At 60.7% G+C, this 25921-nt stretch carries 23 protein-coding genes, 1 pseudogene and 1 riboswitch; of the genes and pseudogenes, 16 read left to right on the top strand and 8 right to left on the bottom strand.

The features are described from left to right. Window positions 1-137: 137 nt before the first annotated feature. Both B7X90_RS08310 and B7X90_RS08305 read left to right on the top strand, forming a co-directional pair. Entirely contained in the window at window positions 138-608 is a 471-nt protein-coding gene (locus B7X90_RS08310; protein WP_292623471.1) for a YaiI/YqxD family protein, read from the top strand. A gap of 65 nt (window positions 609-673) precedes the next feature. Next, on the top strand, window positions 674-808 hold the full coding sequence (locus B7X90_RS08305; RefSeq protein ID WP_292623469.1) for a hypothetical protein: 135 nt from the start codon (window positions 674-676) through the stop codon (window positions 806-808). Between the two features lie 44 nt (window positions 809-852). On the opposite strand, the gene B7X90_RS08300 is transcribed toward B7X90_RS08305, so the two are convergent. From B7X90_RS08300 to B7X90_RS08290, 3 genes are all read right to left on the bottom strand, one after another. Continuing rightward, the gene (locus tag B7X90_RS08300; protein WP_292623467.1) at window positions 853-1338 is read right to left on the bottom strand and encodes a hypothetical protein; all 486 of its coding nucleotides are present in this window, start codon (window positions 1336-1338) and stop codon (window positions 853-855) included. A 128-nt stretch (window positions 1339-1466) separates the two neighbouring features. Then, entirely contained in the window at window positions 1467-3287 is a 1821-nt protein-coding gene (thiC, locus tag B7X90_RS08295; RefSeq protein WP_292623526.1) for a phosphomethylpyrimidine synthase ThiC, read from the bottom strand. Next, window positions 3278-3385, bottom strand: a riboswitch (TPP riboswitch). (Overlaps the previous gene by 10 nt.) A gap of 60 nt (window positions 3386-3445) precedes the next feature. Further along, window positions 3446-4033: a DUF2585 domain-containing protein gene (locus tag B7X90_RS08290; RefSeq protein WP_292623465.1), complete on the bottom strand. Its 588-nt coding sequence runs from the start codon at window positions 4031-4033 to the stop codon at window positions 3446-3448. A 136-nt stretch (window positions 4034-4169) separates the two neighbouring features. Between B7X90_RS08290 and crtY the strand changes: the two genes are divergently transcribed. From crtY to B7X90_RS08260, 6 genes are all read left to right on the top strand, one after another. Further along, a complete protein-coding gene (crtY, locus tag B7X90_RS08285) occupies window positions 4170-5366 on the top strand; it encodes a lycopene beta-cyclase CrtY (protein WP_292623463.1) in 1197 nt (398 codons plus the stop codon). Next, a complete protein-coding gene (locus tag B7X90_RS08280) occupies window positions 5363-6841 on the top strand; it encodes a phytoene desaturase (RefSeq protein ID WP_292623461.1) in 1479 nt (492 codons plus the stop codon). Before crtY ends, B7X90_RS08280 begins: the two co-directional genes overlap by 4 nt. Next, window positions 6838-7419: a TIGR00730 family Rossman fold protein gene (locus tag B7X90_RS08275; protein ID WP_292623459.1), complete on the top strand. Its 582-nt coding sequence runs from the start codon at window positions 6838-6840 to the stop codon at window positions 7417-7419. The genes B7X90_RS08280 and B7X90_RS08275 overlap by 4 nt, the downstream gene beginning before the upstream one ends. Before the next feature lie 3 nt (window positions 7420-7422). Continuing rightward, on the top strand, window positions 7423-8400 hold the full coding sequence (locus tag B7X90_RS08270) for a phytoene/squalene synthase family protein (protein WP_292623457.1): 978 nt from the start codon (window positions 7423-7425) through the stop codon (window positions 8398-8400). A gap of 89 nt (window positions 8401-8489) precedes the next feature. After that, window positions 8490-9332 (top strand): cytochrome b/b6 domain-containing protein, encoded by an 843-nt coding sequence (locus tag B7X90_RS08265; protein ID WP_292623455.1) that lies wholly within the window; start codon window positions 8490-8492, stop codon window positions 9330-9332. Beyond that, on the top strand, window positions 9329-10072 hold the full coding sequence (locus B7X90_RS08260; RefSeq protein ID WP_292623453.1) for a molybdopterin-binding protein: 744 nt from the start codon (window positions 9329-9331) through the stop codon (window positions 10070-10072). The genes B7X90_RS08265 and B7X90_RS08260 overlap by 4 nt, the downstream gene beginning before the upstream one ends. 90 nt (window positions 10073-10162) lie before the next feature. Here the strand turns inward: B7X90_RS08260 and gorA are convergent, their stop codons facing one another. Together gorA and pgi are read right to left on the bottom strand one after the other, a co-directional pair. Beyond that, window positions 10163-11521: a glutathione-disulfide reductase gene (gorA, locus tag B7X90_RS08255; RefSeq protein ID WP_292623450.1), complete on the bottom strand. Its 1359-nt coding sequence runs from the start codon at window positions 11519-11521 to the stop codon at window positions 10163-10165. An 88-nt stretch (window positions 11522-11609) separates the two neighbouring features. Next, complete coding sequence (pgi, locus tag B7X90_RS08250) at window positions 11610-13133, bottom strand: glucose-6-phosphate isomerase (protein WP_292623448.1); 1524 nt, start codon at window positions 13131-13133, stop codon at window positions 11610-11612. A 167-nt stretch (window positions 13134-13300) separates the two neighbouring features. Between pgi and lepB the strand changes: the two genes are divergently transcribed. The 5 genes from lepB (at window position 13301) to B7X90_RS08225 (ending at window position 18325) form a co-directional block, all read left to right on the top strand. Further along, window positions 13301-14137 carry a signal peptidase I gene (lepB, locus tag B7X90_RS08245; RefSeq protein WP_292623524.1) on the top strand — a complete coding sequence of 279 codons (837 nt, stop codon included), beginning with the start codon at window positions 13301-13303 and terminating at the stop codon, window positions 14135-14137. Beyond that, window positions 14086-14808, top strand: a complete 723-nt coding sequence (gene rnc, locus B7X90_RS08240; RefSeq protein ID WP_292623445.1) for a ribonuclease III — start codon at window positions 14086-14088, stop codon at window positions 14806-14808. Before lepB ends, rnc begins: the two co-directional genes overlap by 52 nt. A gap of 47 nt (window positions 14809-14855) precedes the next feature. After that, entirely contained in the window at window positions 14856-15761 is a 906-nt protein-coding gene (era, locus tag B7X90_RS08235; protein ID WP_292623443.1) for a GTPase Era, read from the top strand. Then, on the top strand, window positions 15761-16585 hold the full coding sequence (locus tag B7X90_RS08230; protein ID WP_292623440.1) for an SGNH/GDSL hydrolase family protein: 825 nt from the start codon (window positions 15761-15763) through the stop codon (window positions 16583-16585). The genes era and B7X90_RS08230 overlap by 1 nt, the downstream gene beginning before the upstream one ends. 153 nt (window positions 16586-16738) lie before the next feature. Continuing rightward, the gene (locus B7X90_RS08225; protein ID WP_292623439.1) at window positions 16739-18325 is read left to right on the top strand and encodes a hypothetical protein; all 1587 of its coding nucleotides are present in this window, start codon (window positions 16739-16741) and stop codon (window positions 18323-18325) included. Window positions 18326-18335: 10 nt separating this feature from the next. Here B7X90_RS08225 and topA read toward each other — a convergent pair. The 3 genes and pseudogenes from topA to plsY form a co-directional block, all read right to left on the bottom strand. Next, a pseudogene (gene topA / locus B7X90_RS08220) lies at window positions 18336-20842 on the bottom strand (type I DNA topoisomerase). Between the two features lie 78 nt (window positions 20843-20920). Next, complete coding sequence (dprA, locus tag B7X90_RS08215; protein WP_292623437.1) at window positions 20921-22039, bottom strand: DNA-processing protein DprA; 1119 nt, start codon at window positions 22037-22039, stop codon at window positions 20921-20923. After that, window positions 22036-22617 (bottom strand): glycerol-3-phosphate 1-O-acyltransferase PlsY, encoded by a 582-nt coding sequence (gene plsY / locus B7X90_RS08210; protein ID WP_292623434.1) that lies wholly within the window; start codon window positions 22615-22617, stop codon window positions 22036-22038. Before plsY ends, dprA begins: the two co-directional genes overlap by 4 nt. Before the next feature lie 83 nt (window positions 22618-22700). On the opposite strand from plsY, the gene murI reads away from it, so the two are divergent. The 3 genes from murI (at window position 22701) to hemA (ending at window position 25854) form a co-directional block, all read left to right on the top strand. Further along, a complete protein-coding gene (gene murI, locus B7X90_RS08205) occupies window positions 22701-23522 on the top strand; it encodes a glutamate racemase (protein WP_292623432.1) in 822 nt (273 codons plus the stop codon). Between the two features lie 29 nt (window positions 23523-23551). After that, window positions 23552-24463, top strand: coding sequence for an MBL fold metallo-hydrolase (locus B7X90_RS08200; RefSeq protein ID WP_292623429.1), 912 nt, complete (start codon window positions 23552-23554; stop codon window positions 24461-24463). Window positions 24464-24633: 170 nt separating this feature from the next. After that, window positions 24634-25854, top strand: a complete 1221-nt coding sequence (gene hemA, locus B7X90_RS08195; protein WP_292623426.1) for a 5-aminolevulinate synthase — start codon at window positions 24634-24636, stop codon at window positions 25852-25854. The last annotated feature ends 67 nt before the right edge of the window (window positions 25855-25921 follow it).

Raw genomic sequence — 25921 nt, 5'->3', positions numbered from 1 at the left:
GTGCGAAAGCGGGAGTTTCTGCCGAAGTCCGTCGCAAAATTCGACGTCAGCGACTGCCGGTTAGCAGGTTGAATGTCATCTGGCGAACGTATTCGACGGGTGGTGGCGCAAAACCGGTCAAGCCGCTATGCTGCGGCATGACCGAAGTTGCGCAAGCGCCGTCCCTCACCATCCTCGTTGATGGCGATGCCTGTCCGGTAAAGGACGAAATCTACAAGGTGGCCTATCGCCGCAACGTGCCGGTCGTGGTGGTCAGCAATTCGCCGTTCCGCGTGCCAGTGCATCCGCTGGTACGGCGCGTGGTGGTGAGCGACGGGTTTGAAGCTGCCGATGACTGGATCGCCGAGGCAGCTCACGCGAAAGCTGTCGTCATCACTGCTGACATCCTACTCGCCGACCGCTGCCTGAAAGCTGGCGCAAGCGCTCTTTCTCCGTCAGGCAAGCCCTTCACCACCAGTTCCATCGGGAGCCAGATTGCCACCCGCGCCATTATGGCAGACTTGCGTGCTGGCGGCGATATCATCGGTGGCCCAGCCCCATTCTCCAAGAATGACCGTTCGCGCTTCCTCTCGGCGCTGGATGAGGTGCTGGGGCGTCTGGCGCGTTAACGTTCGCTATTTGGCACTTAAAGGTCTAACCTCCGGGCTGGGCTATTGCCCCACGGAGAACGATAATGGCGAAGAGCCAAAAGAAGTCGAGCAAGGAAATCCGCAAACTAAAGGCGGAAAAGCCCAAAAAGCTCAACGCATCCAACCCATCGCAGAAGACGGGTGTAGTCGCCGGTCTGGACAATATGAAGAACACCTGAGCAGTGGGTGGGCCACGAAAGTCGCCCACCCTGCCCGCGATGAATTACCTGCAACGCACGCTATTGCGGCCATTGTTGCGACCATTGCGATTTCCGCTGTCGATTGCAGCACCTACCGCTGCGCCACCGATTGCTCCGATGATCGCGCCAAGTGGCTTGCTGTCGCCCTGCGCTATGATGGCTCCGGCTGCCGCACCGCCAAGCCCGCCAACGATCAAGCCTGTCGAACCGTCAGAACGGCGGCAGTAATATCGGTTGTCGCGCCCACGATAGACGCGGTCGTTGTTCGACAACTGGCGTTCACGATAGCGCCCATTGTTTCGATAGTATTGGTCAGCATAGTACCCGCCAGACCGGGGGTCGGGATTGTTGTAGTCATAGCGGCCATAGCGGTCGTAGTAACCGCGATCATAATAGCCCCAATCGCCGCCGCTCTGTGAATATCCGGGTCGGTCGTAGTATCCGTTGCTGGTGCACGCCCCCGTGAGGGTTGCTGCTGCCAGAGCGGAAATCATCAGGGCCTTGTTCATGGCGCCTTCTCCAATGCGTTTGATCGGGCGTGCAAAATCTGCGCCCGGTTATCAACGCAATGGACAGCGGGCGGCAAGGTTCCCCCTGCCGCCCGCCATATCTTCTGAAACGTAAAGTGCAGGCTGGTTTAGTCGTGCTCGCGCCCACCTGCACCGATATACAGCTCGCGCCCCATCTCATCGTACTTTTCGCTCATCGCCTGCATCCCCGCTTCAGCCTCTGCCTCGTTGGCAACAAAGGCTTCGACCGGCTGGTTCTGCTTGGCGGCAAATTCGCGAACTTCCTGGCTAATCTTCATCGAGCAGAACTTCGGACCGCACATCGAACAGAAGTGTGCCGTCTTTGCACCTTCTGCAGGCAGCGTCTGGTCGTGGTACTGTTCGGCGGTTTCAGGATCTAGCGACAGGTTGAACTGATCCCGCCAGCGGAATTCGAAGCGCGCCTTGCTCAGCGCATCGTCGCGCACTTGCGCCGCCGGATGCCCCTTCGCAAGATCAGCCGCGTGGGCAGCCAGCTTGTAGGTGATAACGCCAACCTTCACGTCATCACGATCCGGCAGTCCCAGATGTTCCTTGGGCGTCACGTAGCAAAGCATGGCCGTGCCATACCAGCCGATTTGCGCCGCGCCGATGCCACTGGTGATGTGATCGTAACCCGGCGCAATGTCGGTAACCAACGGCCCGAGCGTATAGAACGGCGCTTCGCCGCACGCCTCAAGCTGCTTGGTCATGTTCTCCTTGATCTTGTGCATCGGCACATGGCCGGGGCCTTCGATCATCACCTGAACGTCTTCCGCCCAGGCCCGCTTGGTCAGCTCGCCCAGCGTGTAAAGCTCGGCAAACTGCGCCTCGTCATTGGCGTCGTAGATCGAACCGGGACGCAGACCATCGCCCAGCGAATAGGCCACGTCGTACGCTTTCATGATCTCGGTGATCTCGTCGAAGCGTTCGTAAAGGAACGACTCCTTGTGATGCGCAAGGCACCACTTGGCCATGATCGATCCGCCACGGCTGACAATCCCGGTCATCCGCTTGGCCGCGAGCGGGATGTAGGGCAGGCGCACGCCCGCATGGATCGTGAAGTAGTCCACGCCCTGCTCGGCCTGTTCGATCAGCGTATCGCGGAACACTTCCCACGTCAGGTCTTCGGCCACGCCGCCAACCTTTTCCAGTGCCTGATAGATCGGCACGGTGCCGATCGGCACGGGGCTGTTGCGGATGATCCATTCGCGCGTGTCGTGGATGTTGCGCCCGGTCGAGAGGTCCATCACTGTGTCCGCACCCCAGCGGATCGACCAGACCATCTTGTCCACTTCATTGGCCACGTCAGACGCCACGGCGGAGTTGCCGATGTTGGCGTTGATCTTGACCAGGAAGTTGCGGCCAATCGCCATCGGTTCGGATTCGGGGTGATTGATGTTCGAAGGAATGATCGCCCGACCACGCGCCACTTCATCGCGCACGAATTCTGGCGTTACGTAATCGGGGATGGACGCCCCCCAATCCTGCCCATCGCGCACCAACGCTTCCTTGGCCTGCTTGCGGCCAAGGTTTTCGCGGATGGCCACATATTCCATCTCGGGCGTGATGATACCCTTGCGCGCATAGTGCATCTGGCTGACGTTCTGCCCTGCCTTGGCGCGCAGAGGACGCTTCACAACATTAGGGAAGGCCGGGACCCCCGCCGAACGGTCAGGACCCTTCAGGCCGTTGTCCTCAGGCTTGATTTCGCGCGCGGCGTAATCCTCAACATCGCCCCGCGCCATGATCCAGTCACGGCGCAGCTGTGGCAGGCCAGCGGCAATATCGATGGTCGCGCGGGTATCGGTAAACGGCCCCGACGTATCGTAAACCCGCACGGCCGGCTCACCGCTCGAAGGCTCAAGCGAAATCTCACGCATCGCCACCTTCACATTGGGGAAGCGCAGGCTTTCAACATGGATCAGCAGGCCTCCCTCCCTCCGCCCGTGCTAACGGGTTCAGGTTCGACGGGTCGGGCTGCGTGACCAGCCCCTCTCAGCCAACACAGGCTCCCCGGGGTATGCCGCTCTATTAAGCAGATTTGTGACCACGAGCAACCAGCGTCTGGGAAAATTGGCGCAGTGTTCTATCCTGCCGCTTGCCATTCCCGCACAGATTCCAGCGGATAGGCCAGCATCAGCACATTGAGCGCCAGATTGTCGCGGATCATCGCCAGCGTGAACAATTCAAACGCCAAAGCCACACCCACCGTCACCATCGTCGGAACCCGCGCCGCAAACACAAAGCCAAGGCTCATGAAAGCCATGTCTGCGAACGAATTCAGCACGCTGTCCCCGGAATATCCCCAAGAGACCGTCACCGCACGATAGCGGTCAATAATGATCGGCGAGTTCTCAAGGATTTCCCACGCTCCCTCGACCAGAACCGCCAACGCCAATGCCCAGCGCGGCGAAAGGGTCTGCAACCCAAACCGCCGCCACAGAAGATGCGCTGCGCCGTAAAACAAAAAACCGTGGATCACGTGGCTGAAGCTGTACCAGTCTGCAATCTGCTGGCTGTTCTCGGCAGATTCCACCACGCCCTGCCACAGCCTGATCGTGCCACACTCGCAAATCGGCGGGCGGTGCATCCCCAGCAGGATGATGACGATGCCAAGCGCCACGCCCGCCGCTGCAATCTTTCCGGCGCGATCCGGCAGCAGTTCCATTTTCATGCGTCATTGATCCCCATCCCGTCCATGCCCTTTCTGACGGGTCGTTCGCCAAGCCACATGCCCTTTCTGACGGGTCGTTCGCCAAGCCACAAGCCTGTGGTTGCACCGGCAACCGCATACTCCTAAGCGCTGTGGCATGAGTTTGCGCAATTGCGATATCGCGATCCTTGGAGGCGGGCTGGCAGGTGGGCTGGTTGCGCTGGCCCTGAAGCAGGCCCGGCCCGAGCTTTCGATTATCCTTGTCGAACAGACCGATAATATCGGCGGCCATCACGTCTGGTCCTTCTTCGGGACCGACATTGGCAAAGCTGGACGCCAATTGCTTGATGGCATGATTGTTGCGGCCTGGCCTGACTATACGGTGAAATTCCCGCAATTCGAACGACGCCTGAATACCAGCTACTATTCGATCACATCAGCCCGCTTTGACCGGATCGTGCGTGAACGCCTCGCTGCCGATGCCATTGTCACCGGCGTCAGAGCGCTCGCCTGCAGCGCCACCACTGCCACGCTGTCAGATGGCACCCGTATCGAAGCCGGGGCAGTGATAGACGCGCGCGGCCTTCGCCATGTCGGTGACCTCACCGGAGGTTGGCAGAAATTCGTCGGCCGGCGCTTCCGCCTCCAAGCTCCGCATGGCCTAGATGCCCCCATCGTCAAGGACGCCACGGTCGAACAGATCGATGGTTACCGCTTCGTCTACTCCCTGCCCTTCGCAGCCGACGAGATATTCGTCGAAGACACCTATTATGCCGATGGCCCCGCGCTCGATGTCGCCGCCATCCGCACCCGGATTGATGAATACGTTGCCACACAGGGCTGGCAAGTTGCCGAAGTGCTTGATGAGGAACAGGGCGTGCTACCGGTCGTCGCGGGCGGCGATTTCGGCGCATTCTGGCGGTCGAGCGGCGGCAACGTGGCGCGCGCTGGCGTCCGTGCAGGCCTGTTTCAGGCCGTCACCAGCTACTCGCTCCCCGAAGCGGTAAAATATGCTCTCGCCCTTGCCCGGCAGCAGGATCTGAGCGGCGAGGCTCTCGCCCAGTTCAGCGAGGCTTGGTCGCGCAAGCACTGGAAGCAGTCCGCCTATTTGCGCGCACTGTCCGCACTTCTGTTCGCAGGGGCAGAACCGCACTTGCGCTATCGCGTGCTTGAACGGTTCTACAGCCTGCGCCACGGGTTGATCGAACGCTTCTACGCCGGCCGCAGCACCACGCTCGACAAGGCGCGGATTCTTGCTGGAAAGCCGCCGCTCCCCATCACCCGCGCGCTCGGCGTGCTCACCGGCCTCGGCGCGCGGCCCAAACACCTTTCGCACCCAGGAACCAGAACATGAAGCGTGCTTGTGTAATTGGGTCAGGATTCGGCGGCCTCGCCCTTGCCATCCGGCTGCAATCCGGCGGCGTGCAAACCACGTTGATCGAAGCACGCGACAAGCCGGGTGGCCGCGCTTACCACTGGCAGAAGGATGGCTTTACCTTTGATGCCGGCCCCACCGTCATTACTGATCCTTCGTGTCTTGAAGAACTCTGGGCACTCAAGGGCCACCGCCTGTCAGATGACGTAGACCTCATGCCGGTCATGCCATTCTACCGCCTCAACTGGCCCGATGGCACCAACTTCGATTATTCGAACGACGATGCCAGCCTGAAGGCCGAAATCGCGAAGATCAATCCGCAAGATGTCGCGGGATATGAAGACTTTCTCGAATACTCTGCAGGTGTTTTCGAGGAAGGCTACCGAAAGCTGGGGGCCGTCCCGTTCCTCGATTTCGCCAGTATGCTCAAAGCTGCCCCGTCGCTCGCCCGCTATCAGGCATGGCGCTCGGTCTATTCGGTCGTGTCGAGCTATGTGAAAAGCGAGAAGCTGCGCGAAGCGTTCAGCTTCCACAGTCTTCTGGTCGGCGGCAATCCGATGACCACCAGCGCCATCTACGCCTTGATCCACAAGCTGGAAAAGGACGGCGGCGTCTGGTGGGCCAGGGGCGGCACCAATCGTCTGATCGAAGGCATGGTCACGCACTTCCAGCGCATCGGCGGCGAAGTGCGCATGGGCGATCCTGTCGTCCATGTCGAAACACTGGGCACGCGGGTGACGGGCGTTGAAACCAAAAGCGGTTGGTCCGGCAAATTCGATGCCGTCGCCTCAAACGCCGATATCATGCATTCCTATCGCGATCTGATGCCCGACAATACCCACGCGCAGCGTCGTGCCAAGTCCCTAGGCAAGAAGCGTTATTCCCCCAGCCTTTTCGTCGTTCACTTCGGCCTTGAAGGCACGTGGCCCGGCATCCCGCACCACATGATCCTGTTCGGTCCGCGCTATAAAGGCCTGCTGGACGATATCTACACCCACGGCGTTCTGCCTGAAGATTTCTCGATCTACCTTCACCACCCGACCGTGACCGACCCTTCGGTGGCCCCGGAAGGCAAGAGCACGTTCTATGCGCTGGTCCCTGTGGCCAACATGGGCAAGCTGCCGATCGACTGGAATCAGGTCGGCCCGATCCTCGAAAAGCGCATCCTCGACGAGGTTGGCCGCCGCCTCATCCCGGACATCCATTCGCGTATCGTAACGAAATTCCATTACGCCCCCGCAGACTTCAAGACCGACCTGTCCGCGCACCTTGGCAGCGCCTTCAGCCTCGAACCGCTGCTCACGCAAAGCGCATGGTTCCGCGCGCACAACCGTGACGATGCGATCACGAACTTCTATCTGGTCGGTGCGGGCACCCATCCGGGCGCCGGAATTCCGGGCGTGGTAGGCTCTGCAAAAGCCACCGCGAAACTCATGCTGGAGGACATTCTGTGAAACGCCTCGCCGTCTATTGCGGCTCTGCCTCGCCTGCTGACGCACGTTACGTTACCCTCGCGCGCGAAATCGGGCAGGAACTGGCCCGACGCGGCATTGGCGTGGTCTATGGCGGTGGACGCCTCGGCCTGATGGGCGCTGTTGCTTATGGTGCACTTGATGCAGGCGGCGAGGTGATCGGCGTCATCCCCGAAGGCCTCGTCAATTCGGAAGTCGCCAACAACGATTGCACCGAACTTCACGTTGTCTCTGGTATGCACGATCGCAAAAAGCGCTTCACCGATCTGTCGGACGGCTTCCTGACCATCCCCGGTGGTGTGGGCACCATGGACGAACTGTGGGAAGCGGTCAGTTGGGCGCAGCTTGGCTATCATGCCAAGCCGGTGGGTTTGCTCAACGCTTTCGGCTTCTACGATCACCTGCTGGCCTTCAACCGCCATATGATCGACGTGGGCTTCATCCGCCCCGCCCATGCGAACATCATCATCGCCGAGCCTGACCTCGATCTGCTGCTCGCCCGCATGGAAGCGCACGTTCCGCACACCCCGATTTTCGCTATGAAGGCTGACGACCTGTAGCCTATGCAGGATCGCGCCACCCTTGTTACTAACGCCCGCAGATCGATCCTGAAGGGGTCGAAAAGCTTCGCCATCGCCAGCCATCTTTTCGATAACGTAACGCGTGAAAGGGTGTGGCTGCTCTACGCCTGGTGCCGCCGCTGCGATGACATCATCGACGCGCAAGACCACGGTGGCACGCTGGGCGACCAGTCGGGCGCGGCTGAGCGTCTTGCACAGGTGCGCGAGAAAACCGCGCTGGCCTTTGCTGGCAAGCCGACCGACGATCCCGCCTTCGATGCGCTGGGCCTCGTCGTGCGCGAAACCGGCCTCACGCTCAACATGGCGCGTGACGTTATCGATGGCTTCGCCCTCGACGCGGCCGAATGGCAACCGCATTCCGAGGCTGATCTGATGCGTTACTGCTGGCACGTGGCTGGCGCGGTGGGCGTTATGATGGCGGTGGTCATGGGCGTCTCTCCCGAGGACGAAGATACGCTCGACCGCGCCTGCGACCTCGGCCTCGCCTTCCAGCTAGCCAACATCGCCCGTGATATCGAGGAGGATGACGCGGCTGATCGCAGCTACATCCCGATGGATTGGTTGGCCGAAGAAGACATCCCTCCGGGCGAACAGATGAAACCGCACTATCGCTCCGCCCTGACGCGGATCATCGGGCGCATGTGCAAGACGGCGGAAATTCACGAGTGCTCAGCGCGCATCGGTGCGTCGCGGCTCAAGCCTCGGCAGCGCTGGGCGATCCTTTCAGCGGCGGGCATCTATGGCGAGATTGCGCGTGAGGTTGCGCGGCGCGGGGACCATGCGTGGGACCACCGCACTGTCGTTAGTAACGGGCGGAAGCTGGGGTTTGTGGCCAAAGCCGCATGGGCAGCTCTGCGACCGGTTCCACGATCCTGCATCGCGCTGGCAAGTGCCCGGAAATACAGCAGATTGAGCCTGATGACGCTCTCTCAAAGGGACGGTGTTCCGAAGTGCACCTAACTGCACCTAGATGCACCTGAACGACCGAAATGATCGTTTGCGATGCCTGCAAAGCGTGTCAGACTGCACAGGCGAAACGGAGATTGAACGTGGATGCCGAAACCTCGCCCGTTACGTTGCAGAATCCGCCCGACGATGCCCAAAAACTCATCTACCGCACCCGCCTGCCCGTGCGGATCTGGCACTGGCTAAACGCGCTCTCGATTTTCGCCTTGCTGATGAGCGGCGCAACGATCTTCAACGCGCATCCAAGGCTTTACTGGGGCAAATTCGGCGCGAATTACGATCAGCCCTGGCTGGTGATCGGCAAGCGCGGGCAGGAGGGGTTCCTGCAACTGGGTAGCCTTGAAATTCCGACGACCGGGTTTCTAGGATACACCCCCTATTCCACCAAGGCGATACCGCCGTTGTTCACGATCCCGAATTATTACAGCCTTGCCGAAGGCCGTCAGTGGCACTTCTTTTTTGCGTGGATGCTGGTGATATCGCTGCTGGCGCTTTTATTTTATAGCTTATTTTCCAAGCATATATCGCGTGACCTTGCGCTTACTTCTGAAGAGCGGAAGCCATCCCATCTGTGGCAAGACATCAAGCAGCACGCCCGCTTGCGCTTCCCTACCGGCGAAGCCGCGCGGGCGTACAACCCGCTACAGAAGATTGCCTATCTCGGAGTGATTTTCGTTTTAATTCCGTTAGTTATCCTGACCGGCATGACAATGTCCCCCAATTTGAACGCCGCGTTTCCGTTCCTGCTGGACATTTTCGGCGGGCGACAGTCTGCACGATCCATACATTTTCTATGTGCTGCAGCATTTTGTGCGTTCATCTTCATCCATCTTCTGATGGTGGTGCTGGCAGGGCCGATCAACGAATTGCGCTCAATAGTTACCGGATGGTATAGGCTGCCGCCAGCGCGAAAGGACTTGTTATGATTTCCCGGCGCGGTGCCTTGATCGGCGCAAGCGGGCTTTTGCTCAGCGGATGTGAGCGTATCACAACGTCACCAACGGTGCGTAAGGTACTGACTTTAGGTGAAAAAGCATCGCTGACAGGGCAGCGTCTCGTAACGGATCGAAACGCCCTCGCCCCCGAATTCACCCGCGCAGACCTGTCTCCGCGGTTCCGGGTGAACGGCAATTACCTGCCGAAATCGCCAATCTATGCCAGCCACGTCGCCAATGGCTTCGCCGATTGGAAGCTGGAGATCGGCGGACTGGTCGGACGGCCCATGACGCTCACCCTCGCCCAGCTAAAGGCCGCTCCGCAGCGCACGCAGATCACGCGGCAAGACTGTGTGGAGGGGTGGAGCGCGATCGGGGAATGGACCGGCGTGCCGCTGGCACTGCTGCTGAGGCAGGCAAAACTTTCCGATAAAGCACAATACATTGTCTTTCATTGTGCAGACGACTTCTCAGATATTCCCTATTACGAAAGCATCGACCTGATCGATGCAATGCACCCGCAAACAATCCTCGCCCACACGATGAACCGCCAGCCCCTCCCCGTTGGCCACGGCGCGCCCATCCGACTGCGGGTGGAGCGCGCGCTAGGGTACAAGCAGGCGAAGTACATCATGCGGATCGAGGCCGTGGCGTCCTTGGCGGGCATTTACGGCGGCAAGGGAGGATATTGGGAGGATCATTCCGGTTACCAATGGTTTGCCGGAATCTGATGACCTAAAAAACTGCAGCCCGCCACGCCAGAATTGTGACGCAACGTGCTGCAATTTCTTTGTATTTTCAGATACTTGCGCCGTAACGCATTACCGCATCAGGACAAGTTCTTCCGCCATCGAAGGGTGCAGCGCCACCGTATCATCGAAGTCCTGCTTGGTGAGGCCTGCCTTCACGGCAATGGCGGCGGCTTGCAGGATTTCCGGGCTGTCTGGGCCGATCATGTGGATGCCAAGCACCTTTTCGGTCGTGGCATCGACGATCATTTTGTAGAGGCCGCGTTCAGGGCGGTGGCCGAAGATGTTCTTCATCGGGCGGAAGTCTGAGGAGTAGACCTTGATGTTGCTGCCATAGGCCTGCCGCGCCTGGCTTTCTGTCATGCCAACGCCCGCTAATGGCGGTTGCGAGAACACGGCGCTGGGTATGCAGTCGTAGCTGATTGTCGTGTCCTTTCCGCCGAACACGCGGTCAGCGAAGGCCTGCCCCTCGCGGATGGCTACGGGGGTAAGTTGGACGCGGTTCGTTACGTCACCGACGGCGTAGATGCTGTCGCAACTGGTTTTTCCGTGGTCATCGACCGGAATTTCGCCCTGTGAGCCGAGGTCAATCCCGGCGCTTTCAAGGCCGAGGCCGTCCGTTTTCGGGCGGCGACCGGTGGCGACCAGCACGACGTCGGCGTGGAGCGGGTCGGGCTGCTTGCCGACATAGACATCAAAGCTGCCGTCTTCGCGCTTTTCCACGCGGTCGAACGGACAGTTGAACTTGTACTCGATGCCGCGCGCCATGGTGATCTGCAGCAGGCGGTCGCGCATGGATTCGTCATAGCCGCGCAAGATCGTCTCGCTGCGGTTCACGATTGTTACGTGACAGCCCAGCGCGTTGAAAATCCCCGCAAATTCCATTGCAATGTAGCCGCCGCCGGAAATCACCACGCGCTTTGGCAGGCTCTCCAGATGGAACACCTCGTTTGAGGTGATACAATGTTCACTGCCTTCAAATTCCGGCATAACCGGCCATCCACCGGTGGCGACGAGGATGTACTTCGCGCTGATTTCCCGGCCCGACGCGAGCTTGACCGTGTTCGGTCCCGTAACGGTGGCACGTTCGAGGAAGCGTTCAACCTTGTTGGTTTCGAGGGTGTTTGTGTAGGCGGTGTTGAGGCGATCAACGTCCTTCAGGACCGCGTCACGTAACGTTGGCCAGTCGAAACTCATCTTCTCGACCGTCCAGCCATAGTTGGCTGCGTCCTGCAATTCTTCGGCGAAGTGCGAACCATAGACCAGCAACTTCTTGGGTACGCAGCCCCGGATCACGCAGGTGCCGCCGACCCGGTACTCTTCGGCAATGGCAACGCGGGCGCCGTGGCTGGAGGCGATGCGACTGGCGCGGACGCCGCCGGAGCCTGCGCCAATCACGAAGAGGTCGTAGTCGAATTGCTGGTCAGCCATATGCGCTCCTTGGTCCTAGCGAGCATATGGCCTCTGGCCTTGCGCAAGACCAGAGGCTTTAACGGGAAGCCGTTAGGTTACCTTATGATTATTCACCAATTCCGGCTGCCGCGAGCAAAGCTTCCGTCGAGGGGTCGAAGCCTTCGCCCTCACCAGAGTCGATCTGTTTGGCAATGGCCTTGCCCAGTTCCACGCCGAACTGGTCGAACGGGTTGATGCCGAGCATGGCCGCCGAAACGAAAGTGCGATGTTCGTGGAAGGCAATTAGCGCGCCCAGCGTGGCAGGATTCAGATCGTCGCACAGAATTGTGGCCGAGGGGCGGTCACCTGGATAGTCCCTCGCGCCATCGTCAGAGGCCGATCCAGCCATGAGCGCCGCGCCTTGGGCGAAGCAATTCGACAGCAGGATCTGGTGGTGGACGGGATCGAGATCGTGGCCCGGCACCTTCACTGCAAGGAAGTCCACCGGGATCAAGTGCGTGCCTTGATGCAGCAGCTGGAACACGGCGTGTTGCGCATCGGTTCCGACGCCGCCCCATGTGACCGGCGCACTCGCGCGCGTCAGCGGGGAGCCATCGGCCAGCACACGCTTGCCGTTCGACTCCATTTCGAGCTGCTGAAGATAGTCGGGCAGCAGGGCCAGACGCTCGTCATAGGCGAAGACTGCGCGGGTCTGGCAGGCGCGGACTTGTGCGTAATAGAGATCTGCAAAGGCCGCGCGGACGATCACGTTTTCTGCAAGGTCGACGTCGATGAAGTGGCGGTCGATCGCGGCGGCCCCATCGAGAAACTCTGCAAATCCCTGCCACCCAAGGGCAATTGCCACGGGAAAGCCGATAGACGACCAGAGCGAGTAGCGTCCACCTACGGTTTCGGAAAATGGCAGGACGCGCGTTTCATCCACGCCCCATTCCACGGCCTTTTCCGGCGCGGCTGTCAGCGCGACCACGCGACCGAAGGGGTCGGACACGCCACCATCGCGCAGCCAGTCCAGCGCGGAATGAGCATTGGTCATGGTTTCGGTCGTGGTGAAAGTCTTCGAGGCGATGGCGATCATCGTGGTGGCCGGATCGCAGGCCTTCATCGCAGCTTCGAGCGCGCAGCCATCAATGTTGGAAACGACATGGACTGCAACTTTCGCGCCTTCGCGCGTCAGCGCGTCAATCGCGAGTGCCGGGCCTAGCGCTGAGCCGCCAATGCCGATGTGGATGAGGCTGTTGACTTCGCCCAGGGCGCCTTCGTGTATGGCATCGACCAGCATCTGCATCCGGGCGTGGAGTGCGGCGGCTTCCTCGACGCTGGTGTCCTTACCGATGCCTCGCTGCGCTGTGTGTTCAGCAGCGCGGCCTTCTGTGTTGTTGATTTTCTCGCCATTGATCAGCGCATCGCGGCGGCCTTCAAGGTCCATCGCTGCGGCAATCGAGCCAAGCAGCGCTTCGACCTCAGGCGAGAGGTGCGTTTTTGACCAATCGAAGATGATCGGGCCACCCGGCAGATCGACGGTGGCAGAATAGCGTGCGAGCCGTTCGGGATCGGCAAACAGGTCTTTCAGCGTCGGACGGGGCAGGCCATCCAGTGCCGTCCAGAAGAGTTCGGCTTGGGCATCGATCATGACAATCCTCATCGTTTCGCAAGTGCGTAATGGTTCTAATGCCCGCTAAGGCCGGGTTCGCCAAGCCAACTGTTCATCCACGGGCAAGCTTTGCAGACGTATTTCAGGGCTGTATTAACATGATAACACACTTGACGAAGGGCCTTGCGAGCAACATGACCGCGACGATGAACGACACGCCCGACGCCAGCAGCACGCCACCGGCCCCTTCTCCCATCAAAAAGGAGAAGAAAGAGGACAGTTTTCCCGTCTTCCTGATCAAGCTGGTGCTGGTGGTGGCGATCTTCCGCAGCTTCATTTTCTCGCCCTTCAACATTCCTTCGGAATCGATGCTGCCCCGGCTGGAGAACGGCGACTATCTACTCGCCGCAAAGTGGCCTTATGGTTACAGCAAATATTCGCTGCCGTTCAGCGCGCCGTTGCTGCCTAAGCGCTTCTTTGCCGGGCAACCGGAACGCGGCGATGTGGCCATCTTCAAGGCGCCTCCCGGCAACGATATCGACTATATCAAGCGCGTAATCGGCCTGCCGGGCGATACGGTGCAGATGAAGGACGGCGTGCTGCACCTGAACGGCAAAGCAGTGCCCAAGCAGCGGATCGAAGATTTCGTGATTGCGGTCACGCCCAATACCGACTGCATCTCGCGCGAGTTTGCGGTAACGGAGGCCGACGGTCGACAGACCTGCCACTACCCCCAGTTCCGCGAAACACTTCCAACAGGCAAGAGTTACAACGTGCTTGATCTAGGGCCGCGCGATGCCGACACGACCGCGCCAGTGTTGGTGCCCGAAGGCCAGCTGTTCCTGATGGGCGACAATCGCGACAACTCACTCGACAGTCGCTTTCCGGCGATGGAGGGCGGCGGGATTGGTCTGGTGCCGCAGGATAACCTTGTTGGCCGGGCCGCAATCATGATGTGGTCGACCGATGGCAGCGCGAACTGGTTCCTGCCATGGACATGGTTCACCGCAGCCCGCTGGGACAGGATTGGGGGCACGTTCTGAGCACTCTTTCTGCCGAGGCCCTAGCATATCTAACCGCGTTGACCGGTAGTGCCCCTGCACGCCCTGATCTGTGGGCGGAGGCACTGACGCACGGATCGATGGGTGAAGCGCGCGATTATCAGCGGCTGGAGTTTCTGGGCGACCGGGTGCTGGGCTTGGTGATTGCCGATTGGTTGCATGAAAAGAGCGACGCTGCCGAGGGCAAGCTTTCGCAGAGATTGAACGCGCTGGTCAGCCGCGAGACGTGCGCCGACGTTGCGCGCGCTATCGCTCTGCCCCTGCATATCAGGCTGGGCAAGCAAGCGCGTGACGATGGCGGCGCGCAGAGCGACAACATTCTGGGCGACGTGATGGAAGCGCTGATCGGGGCGTTGTTTGTCGAGCGCGGGTTTGATGCGGCGCGCGTGTTCGTGCGCAAGCTGTGGGACAAGCCGATGGCTTCGGGCACCGGACAGCGCAAGCATCCCAAGGCGGCGTTGCAGGAATGGGCGGCGGGCAACCGGCGCAAGCCTCCGGTCTATGCGTTGATCGCGCGTGAGGGGCCGGACCATGCTGCGAAATTTACGGTCTCGGTCGAGGTCAAGGGCGTCGGCGAAGCCAGCGCTACCGGATCGAGCAAGCAGGAAGCCGAAACTGCCGCTGCCAGCGCGTTCATGCAGGCTTACGGCTGACGCGCAATTCGCCTACTATGGCCTCGGATTTTCAGAGAATTGGATTTATGACCGAAAAATGTGGCCTCGTGGCCGTTCTTGGCGCGCCGAATGCGGGCAAATCGACACTGGTGAATGCTCTGGTGGGGCAGAAGGTGGCGATCGTCTCGGCCAAGGCGCAGACGACGCGCGCGCGGCTTATGGGCATTGCGCTGGAAGATATTGGCGATGATCGGGCGCAGATCATCCTTGCCGATACGCCGGGCCTGTTCGAACCGAAGCGCCGGCTTGACCGCGCGATGGTGAGTGCTGCGTGGGACGGAGCGCAGGAGGCCGATGCGATCCTGCTGGTGGTGGATGCGCGCAAGAAGAAGCGCGATTACCTCGAACCAATCCTCGCCAGTCTGAAGGACCGGCCCGAGCGCAAGATTCTGGTGCTGAACAAAGTGGATTCGACGCCCAAAGAGCCGTTGCTGGTGATGGCCGAAGCGCTGACGACCGAAGCGCAGTTTGACGAGGTGTTCTTCGTATCGGCGCTGACAAGCGATGGCGTGCCCGAACTGAAGCAGCGTCTGGCGGCCCTGATGCCCGATGCGACGTGGCACTACCCCGAAGATCAGGTTTCCGATGCGAGCGAGCGCCTGTTGGCGGCGGAGATCACGCGCGAACAGTTGTACCGGCAGCTTCACGATGAACTGCCCTATGACAGCACGGTGCGGCCAGAAAAGTATCTGACGCGCAAGGATGGGTCGATCGAGATTCACCAGCAGATCGTGATTGCGCGCGAAAGCCAGCGCCCGATCGTGCTTGGCAAAGGCGGCGCGAAGATCAAGGCGATTGGCGAGGCTTCGCGCAAGGAACTGGCGCAATTGCTGGATACCAAGGTGCATTTGTTCCTGCACGTAAAGGTCGACGAAAACTGGGCCGATGCCAAGGAAATCTACGAAGAAATCGGGCTTGAGTGGGTGAAGTGATGCGGCTTGCACTGTGTTCTGCCGTTGTCGCGCTGGCTTCGGCATCGCTGGCGGCCAAGCCTTCCCCGCCTGCTTTTGGTGACCGCTACGTCGCTATGGGCAGCTCGTTTGCGGCGGGGCCAGGGGTTGGGCCAAACACGCCTGGTACGCCGCAACGCTGCGGGCGTGGGACGCTGAACTATCCGAACCTGCTGGCCAAGGAACTGGGGCTGGACCTCGTCGATGCGACTTGCAGCGGCGCGACCACACATCATGTGCTGGGGCCGTGGAACGAGGTTGCGCCGCAGATCGACAGCGTCGATGCGAAAACGAAGCTGGTCACCGTGACAATCGGCGGCAACGATGTGGCCTTTGTCGGTAACATCTTTGCCGCCGCGTGCGAACAGATGACCATGCCTGACCAGCGCTGCCAGAAGTGGCGCGAAGTGAGCGAAGCGGAATGGCACGGCGATGAAGAGCGGATGCGGCGCATTGTGGGTGCCATTCGCAACCGTGCCCCAGCAGCGCGAGTAGTGTTTGTGGACTACATCACTGTCCTACCGCCCAACGGAGCCTGCCCGGCAGTTCCCATCACCGACGAACGCCTTAAGCAAAGTCAGGCGGCGGCGAAGCGATTGGCGAAGATTACCGCGCGAGTCGCGAGGGCCGAGAAAGCTAAAGTATTCAAGTTCTCCGATCTTTCACGCAGCCATGGACCGTGTTCGGCAGAGCCGTGGAGCAACGGGATGACTGCGCCTCAGGGCGATGGCATTCCTGTTCATCCCAACCGCGCAGGCCATGTTGCCGCCGCCAAAGCGCTCGGAGATTTTCTTCGACGCCGGTGATCCTGGCTTAATTTCTGGACTGTTTGTCGGCTTTGCAACACTGCTGTCAGGAATGTGACAGCATTCGTTCATGATGCGAGCCTAGTCACATCACGAAGGGTTCCGGCGCGCCATCCGTTAGGCCTCCGAATGCCATAGCAACGGAGTGCGGGAATGAACGAAGCGGGTGCGATCACCCCGTCCAATGGTGGCCCCGTGGCGGTTCCGACTTCTATCGGACACCCTCCGCTGCCGTCCGCCGTGAAGTTGCAAAGATTGCCTTCGTCGCTGCTTCTGGCACTCGCCTACCTTGGTCTGTTCCTGATCACGCGCAGCTTCCTGTTCGGAAACCCGATCGTTCACATCGACGAGCAGTTCTACCTGTTCGTTGCCGAACGTATGGGTCATGGGGCCGTGCCCTACGTCGACATATGGGACCGCAAGCCAGTTGGCCTGTTTGTCCTTTACGAGGCCTTTGTCGCCTTGCCCGGCGATGCGCTGCTGGCCTACCAGTTCGGCGCGGCGCTGGCGACGGCTGGCACGGCACTGGCGATCTCTCGGCTGGCCCGTGAGATCGCATCCCCAGCAGCGTCATGGCAAGCAGGGGTGGCCTATGTACTGTTCATGCCCGCCTTCAACGCCGGGATGGGTCAGGCTCCGGTGTTCTACAACCTGCTGGTTGCAGTTGCCGCCCTGATCGTGGTCGATGCGATGAAGCGCAACGAGGACAAGGCGCTGGTCGCTCGCGGTTGTGCGGTGATGTTGCTGCTGGGACTTGCCATCCAGATCAAGTACACCGTGATATTTGAAGGCGCTGCATTCGGCCTGATGCTTCTGGCACGGGGCTTTGCGGACATCTGGACCATACGCCGCCTTGCCGCAGTGGCGCTGCTGTGGGTCACCGTGGCACTGGTGCCGACGCTTGCGGCCATCGCGTGGTATGCCGGGATCGGGCAATTGGATGCCTTCATCTACGCCAACTTTATCTCGATCTTCGAGCGAGGCTCGGACGGCGCGCGGTCCTATGGCCGACTGGCCAAGGAATGCGCGGCGCTGCTACCGGTGTGGCTGGCGATTTTTCGTGCGCCAAGGATGTTCGACACGTCGGGTGGTTTGTGGCCGCGCTCGCACAGCATGTTGAAGATCTGGGGCGTGGTTGCCTGCCTCGGCTTTCTACTGTTCGGCACGTGGTACGATCACTATGTCACGCCGCTGCTGGTGCCACTGTGTGTTCTTGCAGCACCTGCGTTGGCGCGAGCGCAACCCGGCGAGCGCTGGTACGGGCGTTTCCTGCTCGGCTTTGCAGCGCTGGCGGGTACCGTGGTGCCAATCTATCAGGTCTGGCGACATGGTACAGCAACGCAGTACGCGGAAATGAGCGCGCTGATTTCCCAGGAGATGCGTGGCGGCTGCCTGTTCATTTATGAAGGCGAACTGGCATTCTACCGCACGATCCCGACCTGCCTGCCAACAACGCGCATCTTCCCCAACCACCTCAACACATTCATTGAATCCACCGCCGTGGGCATGGACCCGGCAGCCGAGGTCCGTCGCATCCTTGCCAATCGGCCCGACGTGATCCTGATGTGGGCACCGCAGAAGCTCTACCTGCCCAATCTTGAGACGCGCGCGGTGATGAATAAGGGGCTGACGCAGGCATACGAGCGATACGCCCGATACACCCTCGGCACGCGCGAATACTGGCTCTACCGCCTGCGTCCGAACTTGCGGAATCCCGCCAGTTCGAACGCAGTGCAATAGCGCTGGCGGATTATTCCGCTTTTTTGGCGGGAGCCTTTTTGGCAGCTGCCTTCTTTGTCGGCACCTTCTTGGGCGCGGCCTTTTCTGCGTCAGCCTTCTTTGGTGCGGCTTTCTTGGCCGGAGCCTTCTTGGCGGGTGCTTTCTTCTTGCCCTTGGCTGGTCCCTTGGCCGCACGCTCGTTGATCAGCGTGACCGCTTCTTCTTCGGTCAGCGTTTCGGGCTGCTTGTCCTTGGGCAGCGTGGCGTTGGTGGTGCCATCGGTGACGTAGGGACCATAGCGCCCCGCCATCAGCTTGATCTCCCCGCCCGAAACCGGGTGCGCGCCGAACACCTTGAGCGGCTCTGCGGCTACACGGCCGCCACGGCCACCTGCACCGGCAGCCGCCGCCGCAAGCAGCATCACGGCGGCGTTCATACCGGTTTCGAACACTTCCGACGTGCTCTTGAGCCGCGCATACTTGCCATCATGGACAAGGTACGGACCATAGCGACCGATATTGGCAGAGATCGGGTTGCCACTTTCGGGATGGGTGCCAACCTCGCGCGGCAATGACAGCAGCTTGAGCGCCCATTCGAGGTCCATCTCGCCGATGTCCTTGGGGATCGAGGCACGCTTGGCTTCCTTGCCCTCACCCAACTGGATGTAGGGGCCGAAGCGACCTGCTTTGCGCACAACCTCAAGGTCGGTGACCGGGTCTTTGCCCAGCACGCCGTCTTCTGCGCCCTCACCCTCGGCCCCGCCTGGCTGAGCGAACTTACGGGTGTACTTGCACTCAGGGTAGTTAGAGCAGGCAACGAACGCACCATAACGGCCGCCGCGCAGCGACAACCTCCCTGCCTCGCACTTCGGGCAGAGACGCGGATCGGAGCCATCGTCACGCGGGGGGAACAGGTAATCGGAGAGAAATTCGTCAAGCTCAGCCGTTACCTCGCTCGGCTTCTTCTCCATAACCTCGTCGGACTTGGGTTTGAAATCGCACCAGAACGCGGCGAGCACCTTCTTCCATTCGGCGCGCCCGCCCGAGACATCGTCAAGCTCATCCTCCATTCCGGCGGTGAATTCATAGGCGACGTAACGGGCGAAAAATCGTTCGAGAAATGAGGTGAGGAGTCGACCCGATTCCTCTGCAAAGAAACGGTTTTTCTCGGTACGGACGTAGTTGCGGTCTTTCAACACCTGCAGCGTGGACGCGTATGTCGACGGCCGCCCGATCCCCAGTTCCTCAAGGCGCTTGACAAGGCTTGCTTCGGAATAGCGCGGCGGTGGCTGGGTGAAGTGCTGCGTGGCATCGACGCCGCGCTTTGCCGGGGTATCACCCTTGTTCAACGCGGGCAGCAGGTTTGCGTCCTCATCGTCGCCATCGGCCTTCTGATCGCGGCCTTCTTCGTAAACAGCGAGGAACCCGGGGAACTTCACCACCTGACCAGTTGCCCGCAGTTCATGCTTCCCGGTGCCATCACGCAGAGTCACGCTGGTGCGCTCGATATTGGCAGAGGCCATCTGGCTTGCCATCGCGCGCTTGTAGATCAGGTCATAAAGCCGCGCTTCATCGCCCGAACCGTAGCGATCCTTGGTGAATTCGGTTGGCCGGATAGCTTCATGTGCTTCCTGAGCATTCTTGGCTTTCGTCTCGTAATGACGGGGTTTTTCGGGAAGATAGTGCCCGTCATACCGGTCCGAGATGGCCTTGCGCGCGGCGGAAATGGCGCTTGGGTCCATCTGTACGCCATCGGTACGCATATAGGTGATTGCGCCGGCCTCATAAAGCGTTTGCGCCACGCGCATGGTGTGGCTGGCTGCGAAGCCAAGCTTGCGCGCAGCCTCCTGCTGGAGCGTGGAGGTGGTGAACGGCGGATAAGGGTTGCGGCGGGTCGGCTTGGTTTCAACCTCTTCGACGCGGAAGGTACCTGCCTCAACCACAGCCTTGGCCTTCAGCGCCGCGCCTTCGTCGCCCAGTGTCAGCTTGTCGAGTTTCTGCCCGTCGAACTTGACCATGCGCGCGGCAAACTCGGTGCCGCCCTGTTCGAGCCGGGCGATGACCGACCAGTATTCCTGTGCACGGAACACTTCAATATCACGCTCACGCTCAACAATCAGGCGTAGCGCCACCGATTGCACACGGCCTGCCGATTTTGCGCCGGGCAGCTTGCGCCACAAGACCGGAGAGAGTGTAAATCCGAACAGGTAGTCGAGCGCACGGCGGGCCAGATAGGCATCGATCAGATCCTGATCGAGTTCACGCGGACGCTTCATCGCGTCGGTCACGGTCTGCTTGGTGATCGCGTTGAAGGTAACGCGTTCCACTTCCTTAGGAAGCACCTTACGTTTCTTCAGCAACTCCCTCACATGCCACGAAATTGCCTCACCCTCACGGTCAGGGTCAGTTGCGAGGATCAGGCGATCGGCGGACTTGGCCGCATCGGTGATAGCCTTCACGCGCGACGCTTTGTCGCCGTACATTTCTACTTCTCGATGGTCTTGGCCTTGGCCGGAGATTCAACAATGACAAGCTGCATGATCTGAAAAAGCAGTCCTTACGTGTACGTGTGCGCGAGGGTGGGGACGTTCGGCTGGGTTCGTCAAGCGTTCGAACGTCAATTTGAAGACAGACTTACCCTTCCGGCGGCATGGCGGGTCAACCGGCCCGCCAGTTCCAGCTCAAGCAATGCCATCTGTACCGCCCCTGCGCTTGCCCCGCTTTGCCGGATAAGTTCATCGACGCCCACCGGGGCCAGTGTGAGAAGCCCGGCGATGTCTGCAGGCTCCTCCCCATCGCTTGCCGCGAAATCCGGCCCGCTCTCACGAAAGGTGGAGCGGGGCTGGCCTTCGAAGCCGAGCAATAGTTCGATCACATCCTCGGGCGATTGAACAAGGATCGCGCCCTCGCGGATCAGCTGGTTGCAGCCTTGCGAGCGGCTATCGAGCGGGGAGCCGGGAATGGCCATGACCTCGCGCCCGGATTCTGCCGCCAGCCTTGCCGTGATCAGCGAGCCGGACTTTGGTGCGGCTTCTACGACCAGCGTGCCTGTGGCCAGCCCGGCGATAATGCGGTTTCGGTGTGGAAAGTGGCGGGCCAGCGGTTCGGTGCCCGGTGGCATTTCGGCGATGAGCAGGCCTTCGTTGGCGACCTGCTCCTGCAAATCGGCGTTCTCGGGCGGGTAGGCGATATCGATGCCGCTGGCGATTACACCGACGGTGCCGCCGCCGTCCGCCATGCCAGCAAGCGCGCCGCGATGTGCGGCCGCATCGATCCCGCGGGCCAAGCCGGAGATGACCGCGTAGCCCCTCCCCGCCAATGCGATGGAGAAATCACGCGAAAGCTTTACCGCCGCCGCCGAGGCGTTGCGCGCACCGACTACCGCGACCGATGGCCGTGCCAGCAGGGCCGCATCGCCCCGCACGGTCAGGATCGGCGGCGGATTTTCCAGCGCAGAGAGCAGCGCCGGGTAATCTGGACCATCGTGAAACAGATAGCGCGCACCGGCTTTGCGCACCGCCGCCACCTCAATCTCGATCCGGTCAACCGCTGCAGGTCGATAAGGCGCACCACCCCGTGCCGCGAGGTCAGGCAGAGCCTCAAGTGCCGCCATAGCCGTGCCAAATCGCCGCAGCAGCTGGTTATAGCTCACCGGCCCGATGTTGGGCGAACGCAGCAGGCGGATGCGGGAGAACGCCTCGTCTCGCGTAAGCGTAGCCTGCGCCGCTTCGCTCACGTCTTGCTGCCAACCCTGGGTTCAGTCCCGGCGCGCAACCGGGCGATGTTTTCGCGATGCAGAAACAGCACGAGCAGCGCCAGAAGGCCCAGCACCGGCACATAGGCCGCATGGCCAAGCAGAAGCGCAGCCACCGGGGCAGCTACGGCCGCGCTCATTCCGCCGAGCGAGGAAATGCGGCTGGTGAACAGAACGCCCAACCACACGACGGCGTAGGCCAAGCCGATGGGCCAGGCGAGGCCAAGCGAAACGCCCATCATCGTTGCTACACCCTTGCCGCCCTTGAACTTCAGCCAGACCGGGAAGCAGTGACCAAGCACGACAGCAAGCGCGGCAAGCGCCTCGCTCCCCGGCCAGACGTGGCGCGCAATCATGACCGCAGCCAGTCCTTTGCCCATGTCCAGCAGCAGGGTGGCGGCAGCAACGCCCTTTTTGCCTGTACGCAACACATTGGTCGCGCCGATATTGCCCGAACCGACGGCGCGCAGGTCGCCTCCCCCGGTCAAACGGGTGAGGATGAGGCCGAAGGGCACCGAGCCCAGCAGATAGCCAACGAGCAGAGGCAAAAGCGTGTCCACGCCTTGCTCATATCCGCAACTCCATGACAAACGAAAGAGGCCACTTCCCATTTTGCAGCCAATACCGATACAAGCCCCACCAGATGACAGCCCAAAACCCCGCCCCTTCGATTGATCCCGCCGCCCCGCTGCTCCTGTTCGATTCGGGCGTTGGCGGGCTTTCTGTGCTGCGCAAGGTGCGCAAATTGCTGCCTCAGGCTCCGGTAATCTATGTGGCGGACAATGCGGGGCTGCCCTATGGCGCAAAGTCTGAGGCGCAGATTGCCGCGCGCGTCTCCGGGCTGCTTGGCCGTTTGACCGAGCGCCTGCACCCTCGCCTCGTCTGCATCGCCTGCAACACGGCATCGACCATCGCGCTGGCTTCAGTGCGTGAAGTGCTGGAAGTTCCGATTGTCGGAACCGTTCCCGCGATCAAGCCGGCCGCAGCCATTACGCAGACAGGCGTGATTGGCCTGCTCGGCACGGAAGCGACGATCCGCCAAAGCTATGTTGACCGGCTGGAGGCCGAATTCGCCGCCGACAAGCGCTTGCTACGCCACGGCGCTCCCGAACTGGTCGCCGCTGCCGAGGCCAAGCTACGCGGTGATTCGGTCGACCCTGAGGTTTATCTGCGCGCAGCCGCTGCCCTCCGCGCGCAACCTGGTGGTGAGAATGTCGACACGGTCGTGCTGGCCTGCACGCATTTCCCGCTCATCGAAGCGGAACTGGCACAGGCGTTCGGCCCCGGCGTTGCATTCATCGATGGCTCCGATGGAATCGCGCACCGCATTGCATTTCTGACCGAGGGGCAAAGCTGGGAACGGCGCGCACCCGATCTGGCGCTGTTCACCCGTGGCGGAGACGAGGTTAACCGGCTAAAGCCTATGCTCGAAGCACACGGCCTTGGCCGCGTCGCAGTATTCTGAAGCCGATTTCGCGGAGCGGGGGCCGGGCGGTGGGTCGATTTTCAAAAACGGTGATCGCCCTGCTGCTGCTGGTCGGCATCGCCTATTACTGGTTGCTGGTGAATGCCGGGCCACGCGGCGTTCCGGCACGGCCGTTTGACATCGCAGCGCTGCGGGCTGCTGCCAATGCAGAGCGCGGCGCCAAACCGACGGGCATCACGTTGGCCACCCGCCGCATTCCGTCGGCTTCGCTGGCGGCAGGCACCGGTCTGCGGCATGTAACGTCGGGCGTCATCGCATGGCGGATCGAAACGCCCGGAGGCGGCATTCTGCTCGACCCTGGGCTTTCCCCCACCGATGCCGAAGCGATGGGCTTTACACGCTACAACAAGGCCGGGATGGCAGTTGTCGATGGCTGGATGGACCGGGCCGAACTGATCCTGTTCAGCCATGCCCACGTCGATCATGTGGGACGCTTTCTGGATCATCCGCGGTTTGATGACATTGCGGGGAAAGCTCTGATTACGCCGGGAATGCTTGGGGGCATCAACGCACTTTGGCGCGAAAATGGCAGCCACATAGCAAAAACGAGGGACCTTGGCCCCATTGAGGCTGTCGCGCCCGGCGTCGTGGTGATCCAGACACCGGGCCACACGCCTGCATCTCAGATGATCTACGTGCAGCTTGCCAGTGGCCGGGAGTATATCTTCACCGGAGATACTGCATCGCTTGCCCCGAATTTCGAACGAGCAACGCCGCGCTCGCGGCTCGTGTCGGATATTCTCGTGCCAGAAGATCGCCCCGCCGTCATAGGTTGGCTAAAGGGACTCAAAGCCTTGAAAGAGCGTAACAATGCTTTGGTGCTGTTGCCTTCCCACGACGCTGACTGGGTGCAAGAGAATGCCGCAACTTTCGGCATCGTGCCTGAACCCGGATCAGGGGCAAAACTGCCACAGCATTAACCCGCCCGTTCGTGCAGTTATGTCAAATTGTCCTTACCCTAAATGATACTGGCAATGCGGGTTCAACAAGCGTAGAAGCCGCCCATTCGCCGGGTGGCCCAAAGGGATCGGGCCAAAGGGACGGGCCAATGAAACAAGTTGGCGTCCCTGTTGCAGGAAGGAGCGGCGGGGTGAATTACGATCAGGTTTTTGATTCAGCAATCGAGCGTCTGCACTCCGAAGGTCGCTATCGCGTTTTCATCGATATCCTGCGCAACAAGGGCGCATACCCCAACGCGCGCTGCTTTGCCGGGCACAACGGGCCAAAGCCGATCACTGTCTGGTGCTCGAACGACTACCTCGCCATGGGCCAGCACCCCAAGGTGATCGCCGCGATGGAAGAAGCGCTGCACAATGTTGGCGCCGGTTCTGGCGGCACGCGCAACATCGGTGGCAACACGCACTACCATATCGAGCTTGAGGCGGAACTGGCCGACTTGCACGGCAAGGAAGGCGCGTTACTGTTCACATCGGGCTACGTCTCGAACGATGCCACGCTTTCCACGCTGGCCAAGATCCTACCGGGTTGCGTGATCTTTTCTGACGAGTTGAACCACGCTTCGATGATTGCGGGCATCCGCAATTCCGGTGCGGAAAAGAAAGTTTGGCGTCACAACGATGTCGAGCACCTCGAAGAACTGCTCGCCGAGACCGACCCGAACGTGCCCAAGCTGATCGCGTTCGAATCGGTCTATTCGATGGACGGCGATGTTGCTCCGATCCACACGATCTGTGACCTGGCAGAGAAATACAACGCGCTGACCTACATCGACGAGGTCCATGCCGTTGGCATGTATGGCCCGCGCGGTGGCGGCATTACTGACCGTGATGAGGCTGCGCACCGTATCGACATCATCGAGGGCACGCTGGGCAAGGCGTTTGGCGTGATGGGTGGATATATCGCCGCTGATCGCAAGATCATCGACGTGATCCGCTCCTATGCTCCCGGCTTCATCTTCACGACCTCGCTTTCGCCGGTGCTGGTTGCGGGTGTTCTCGCATCTGTCCGCCATCTCAAGGCATCAAGCGTCGAGCGTGAAGGTCAGCAGGCCGCTGCTGCCTATTTGAAAAAGGCCTTCGCAGACCAAGGCTTGCCCGTCATGCCTTCGACCACGCACATCGTTCCGCTGATGGTCGGTGATCCTGTCCGCGCGAAGAAGATCGCCGACATCCTGCTCGCCGAATACGGCGTCTATGTGCAACCGATCAACTACCCCACCGTCCCACGCGGGACTGAGCGCCTGCGGTTTACGCCCGGACCCTCGCACACCGAAGCGATGATGGACGAACTGGCGGGGGCGCTGGTGGAAATCTGGCAGCGTATGGAGTTGGAACTGCAGCGCGCTGCCTGAACCGGCCGCATCGCTGAAATGAAACGGCTCTCCCCTCACCGGGAGGGCTTTTTCATTCGACTTGCCT

This window comes from Novosphingobium sp. 17-62-19 (genome assembly GCF_002256775.1).
Lineage (GTDB): Bacteria > Pseudomonadota > Alphaproteobacteria > Sphingomonadales > Sphingomonadaceae > Novosphingobium.
This window is presented reverse-complemented; position numbering and strand designations above follow the sequence as displayed.

Excerpts from the sequence above, each read along its gene's own strand:
- B7X90_RS08310 (WP_292623471.1), top strand. The coding sequence starts at position 138 with ATGACCGAAGTTGCGCAAGCGCCGTCCCTCACCATCCTCGTTGATGGC.
- B7X90_RS08305 (WP_292623469.1), top strand. The coding sequence starts at position 674 with ATGGCGAAGAGCCAAAAGAAGTCGAGCAAGGAAATCCGCAAACTAAAG.
- B7X90_RS08300 (WP_292623467.1), bottom strand. The coding sequence starts at position 1,338 with ATGAACAAGGCCCTGATGATTTCCGCTCTGGCAGCAGCAACCCTCACG.
- B7X90_RS08290 (WP_292623465.1), bottom strand. The coding sequence starts at position 4,033 with ATGAAAATGGAACTGCTGCCGGATCGCGCCGGAAAGATTGCAGCGGCG.
- crtY (WP_292623463.1), top strand. The coding sequence starts at position 4,170 with ATGAGTTTGCGCAATTGCGATATCGCGATCCTTGGAGGCGGGCTGGCA.
- B7X90_RS08280 (WP_292623461.1), top strand. The coding sequence starts at position 5,363 with ATGAAGCGTGCTTGTGTAATTGGGTCAGGATTCGGCGGCCTCGCCCTT.
- B7X90_RS08270 (WP_292623457.1), top strand. The coding sequence starts at position 7,423 with ATGCAGGATCGCGCCACCCTTGTTACTAACGCCCGCAGATCGATCCTG.
- B7X90_RS08260 (WP_292623453.1), top strand. The coding sequence starts at position 9,329 with ATGATTTCCCGGCGCGGTGCCTTGATCGGCGCAAGCGGGCTTTTGCTC.
- gorA (WP_292623450.1), bottom strand. The coding sequence starts at position 11,521 with ATGGCTGACCAGCAATTCGACTACGACCTCTTCGTGATTGGCGCAGGC.
- pgi (WP_292623448.1), bottom strand. The coding sequence starts at position 13,133 with ATGATCGATGCCCAAGCCGAACTCTTCTGGACGGCACTGGATGGCCTG.
- lepB (WP_292623524.1), top strand. The coding sequence starts at position 13,301 with ATGAACGACACGCCCGACGCCAGCAGCACGCCACCGGCCCCTTCTCCC.
- rnc (WP_292623445.1), top strand. The coding sequence starts at position 14,086 with ATGGACATGGTTCACCGCAGCCCGCTGGGACAGGATTGGGGGCACGTT.
- era (WP_292623443.1), top strand. The coding sequence starts at position 14,856 with ATGACCGAAAAATGTGGCCTCGTGGCCGTTCTTGGCGCGCCGAATGCG.
- B7X90_RS08230 (WP_292623440.1), top strand. The coding sequence starts at position 15,761 with ATGCGGCTTGCACTGTGTTCTGCCGTTGTCGCGCTGGCTTCGGCATCG.
- B7X90_RS08225 (WP_292623439.1), top strand. The coding sequence starts at position 16,739 with ATGAACGAAGCGGGTGCGATCACCCCGTCCAATGGTGGCCCCGTGGCG.
- murI (WP_292623432.1), top strand. The coding sequence starts at position 22,701 with ATGACAGCCCAAAACCCCGCCCCTTCGATTGATCCCGCCGCCCCGCTG.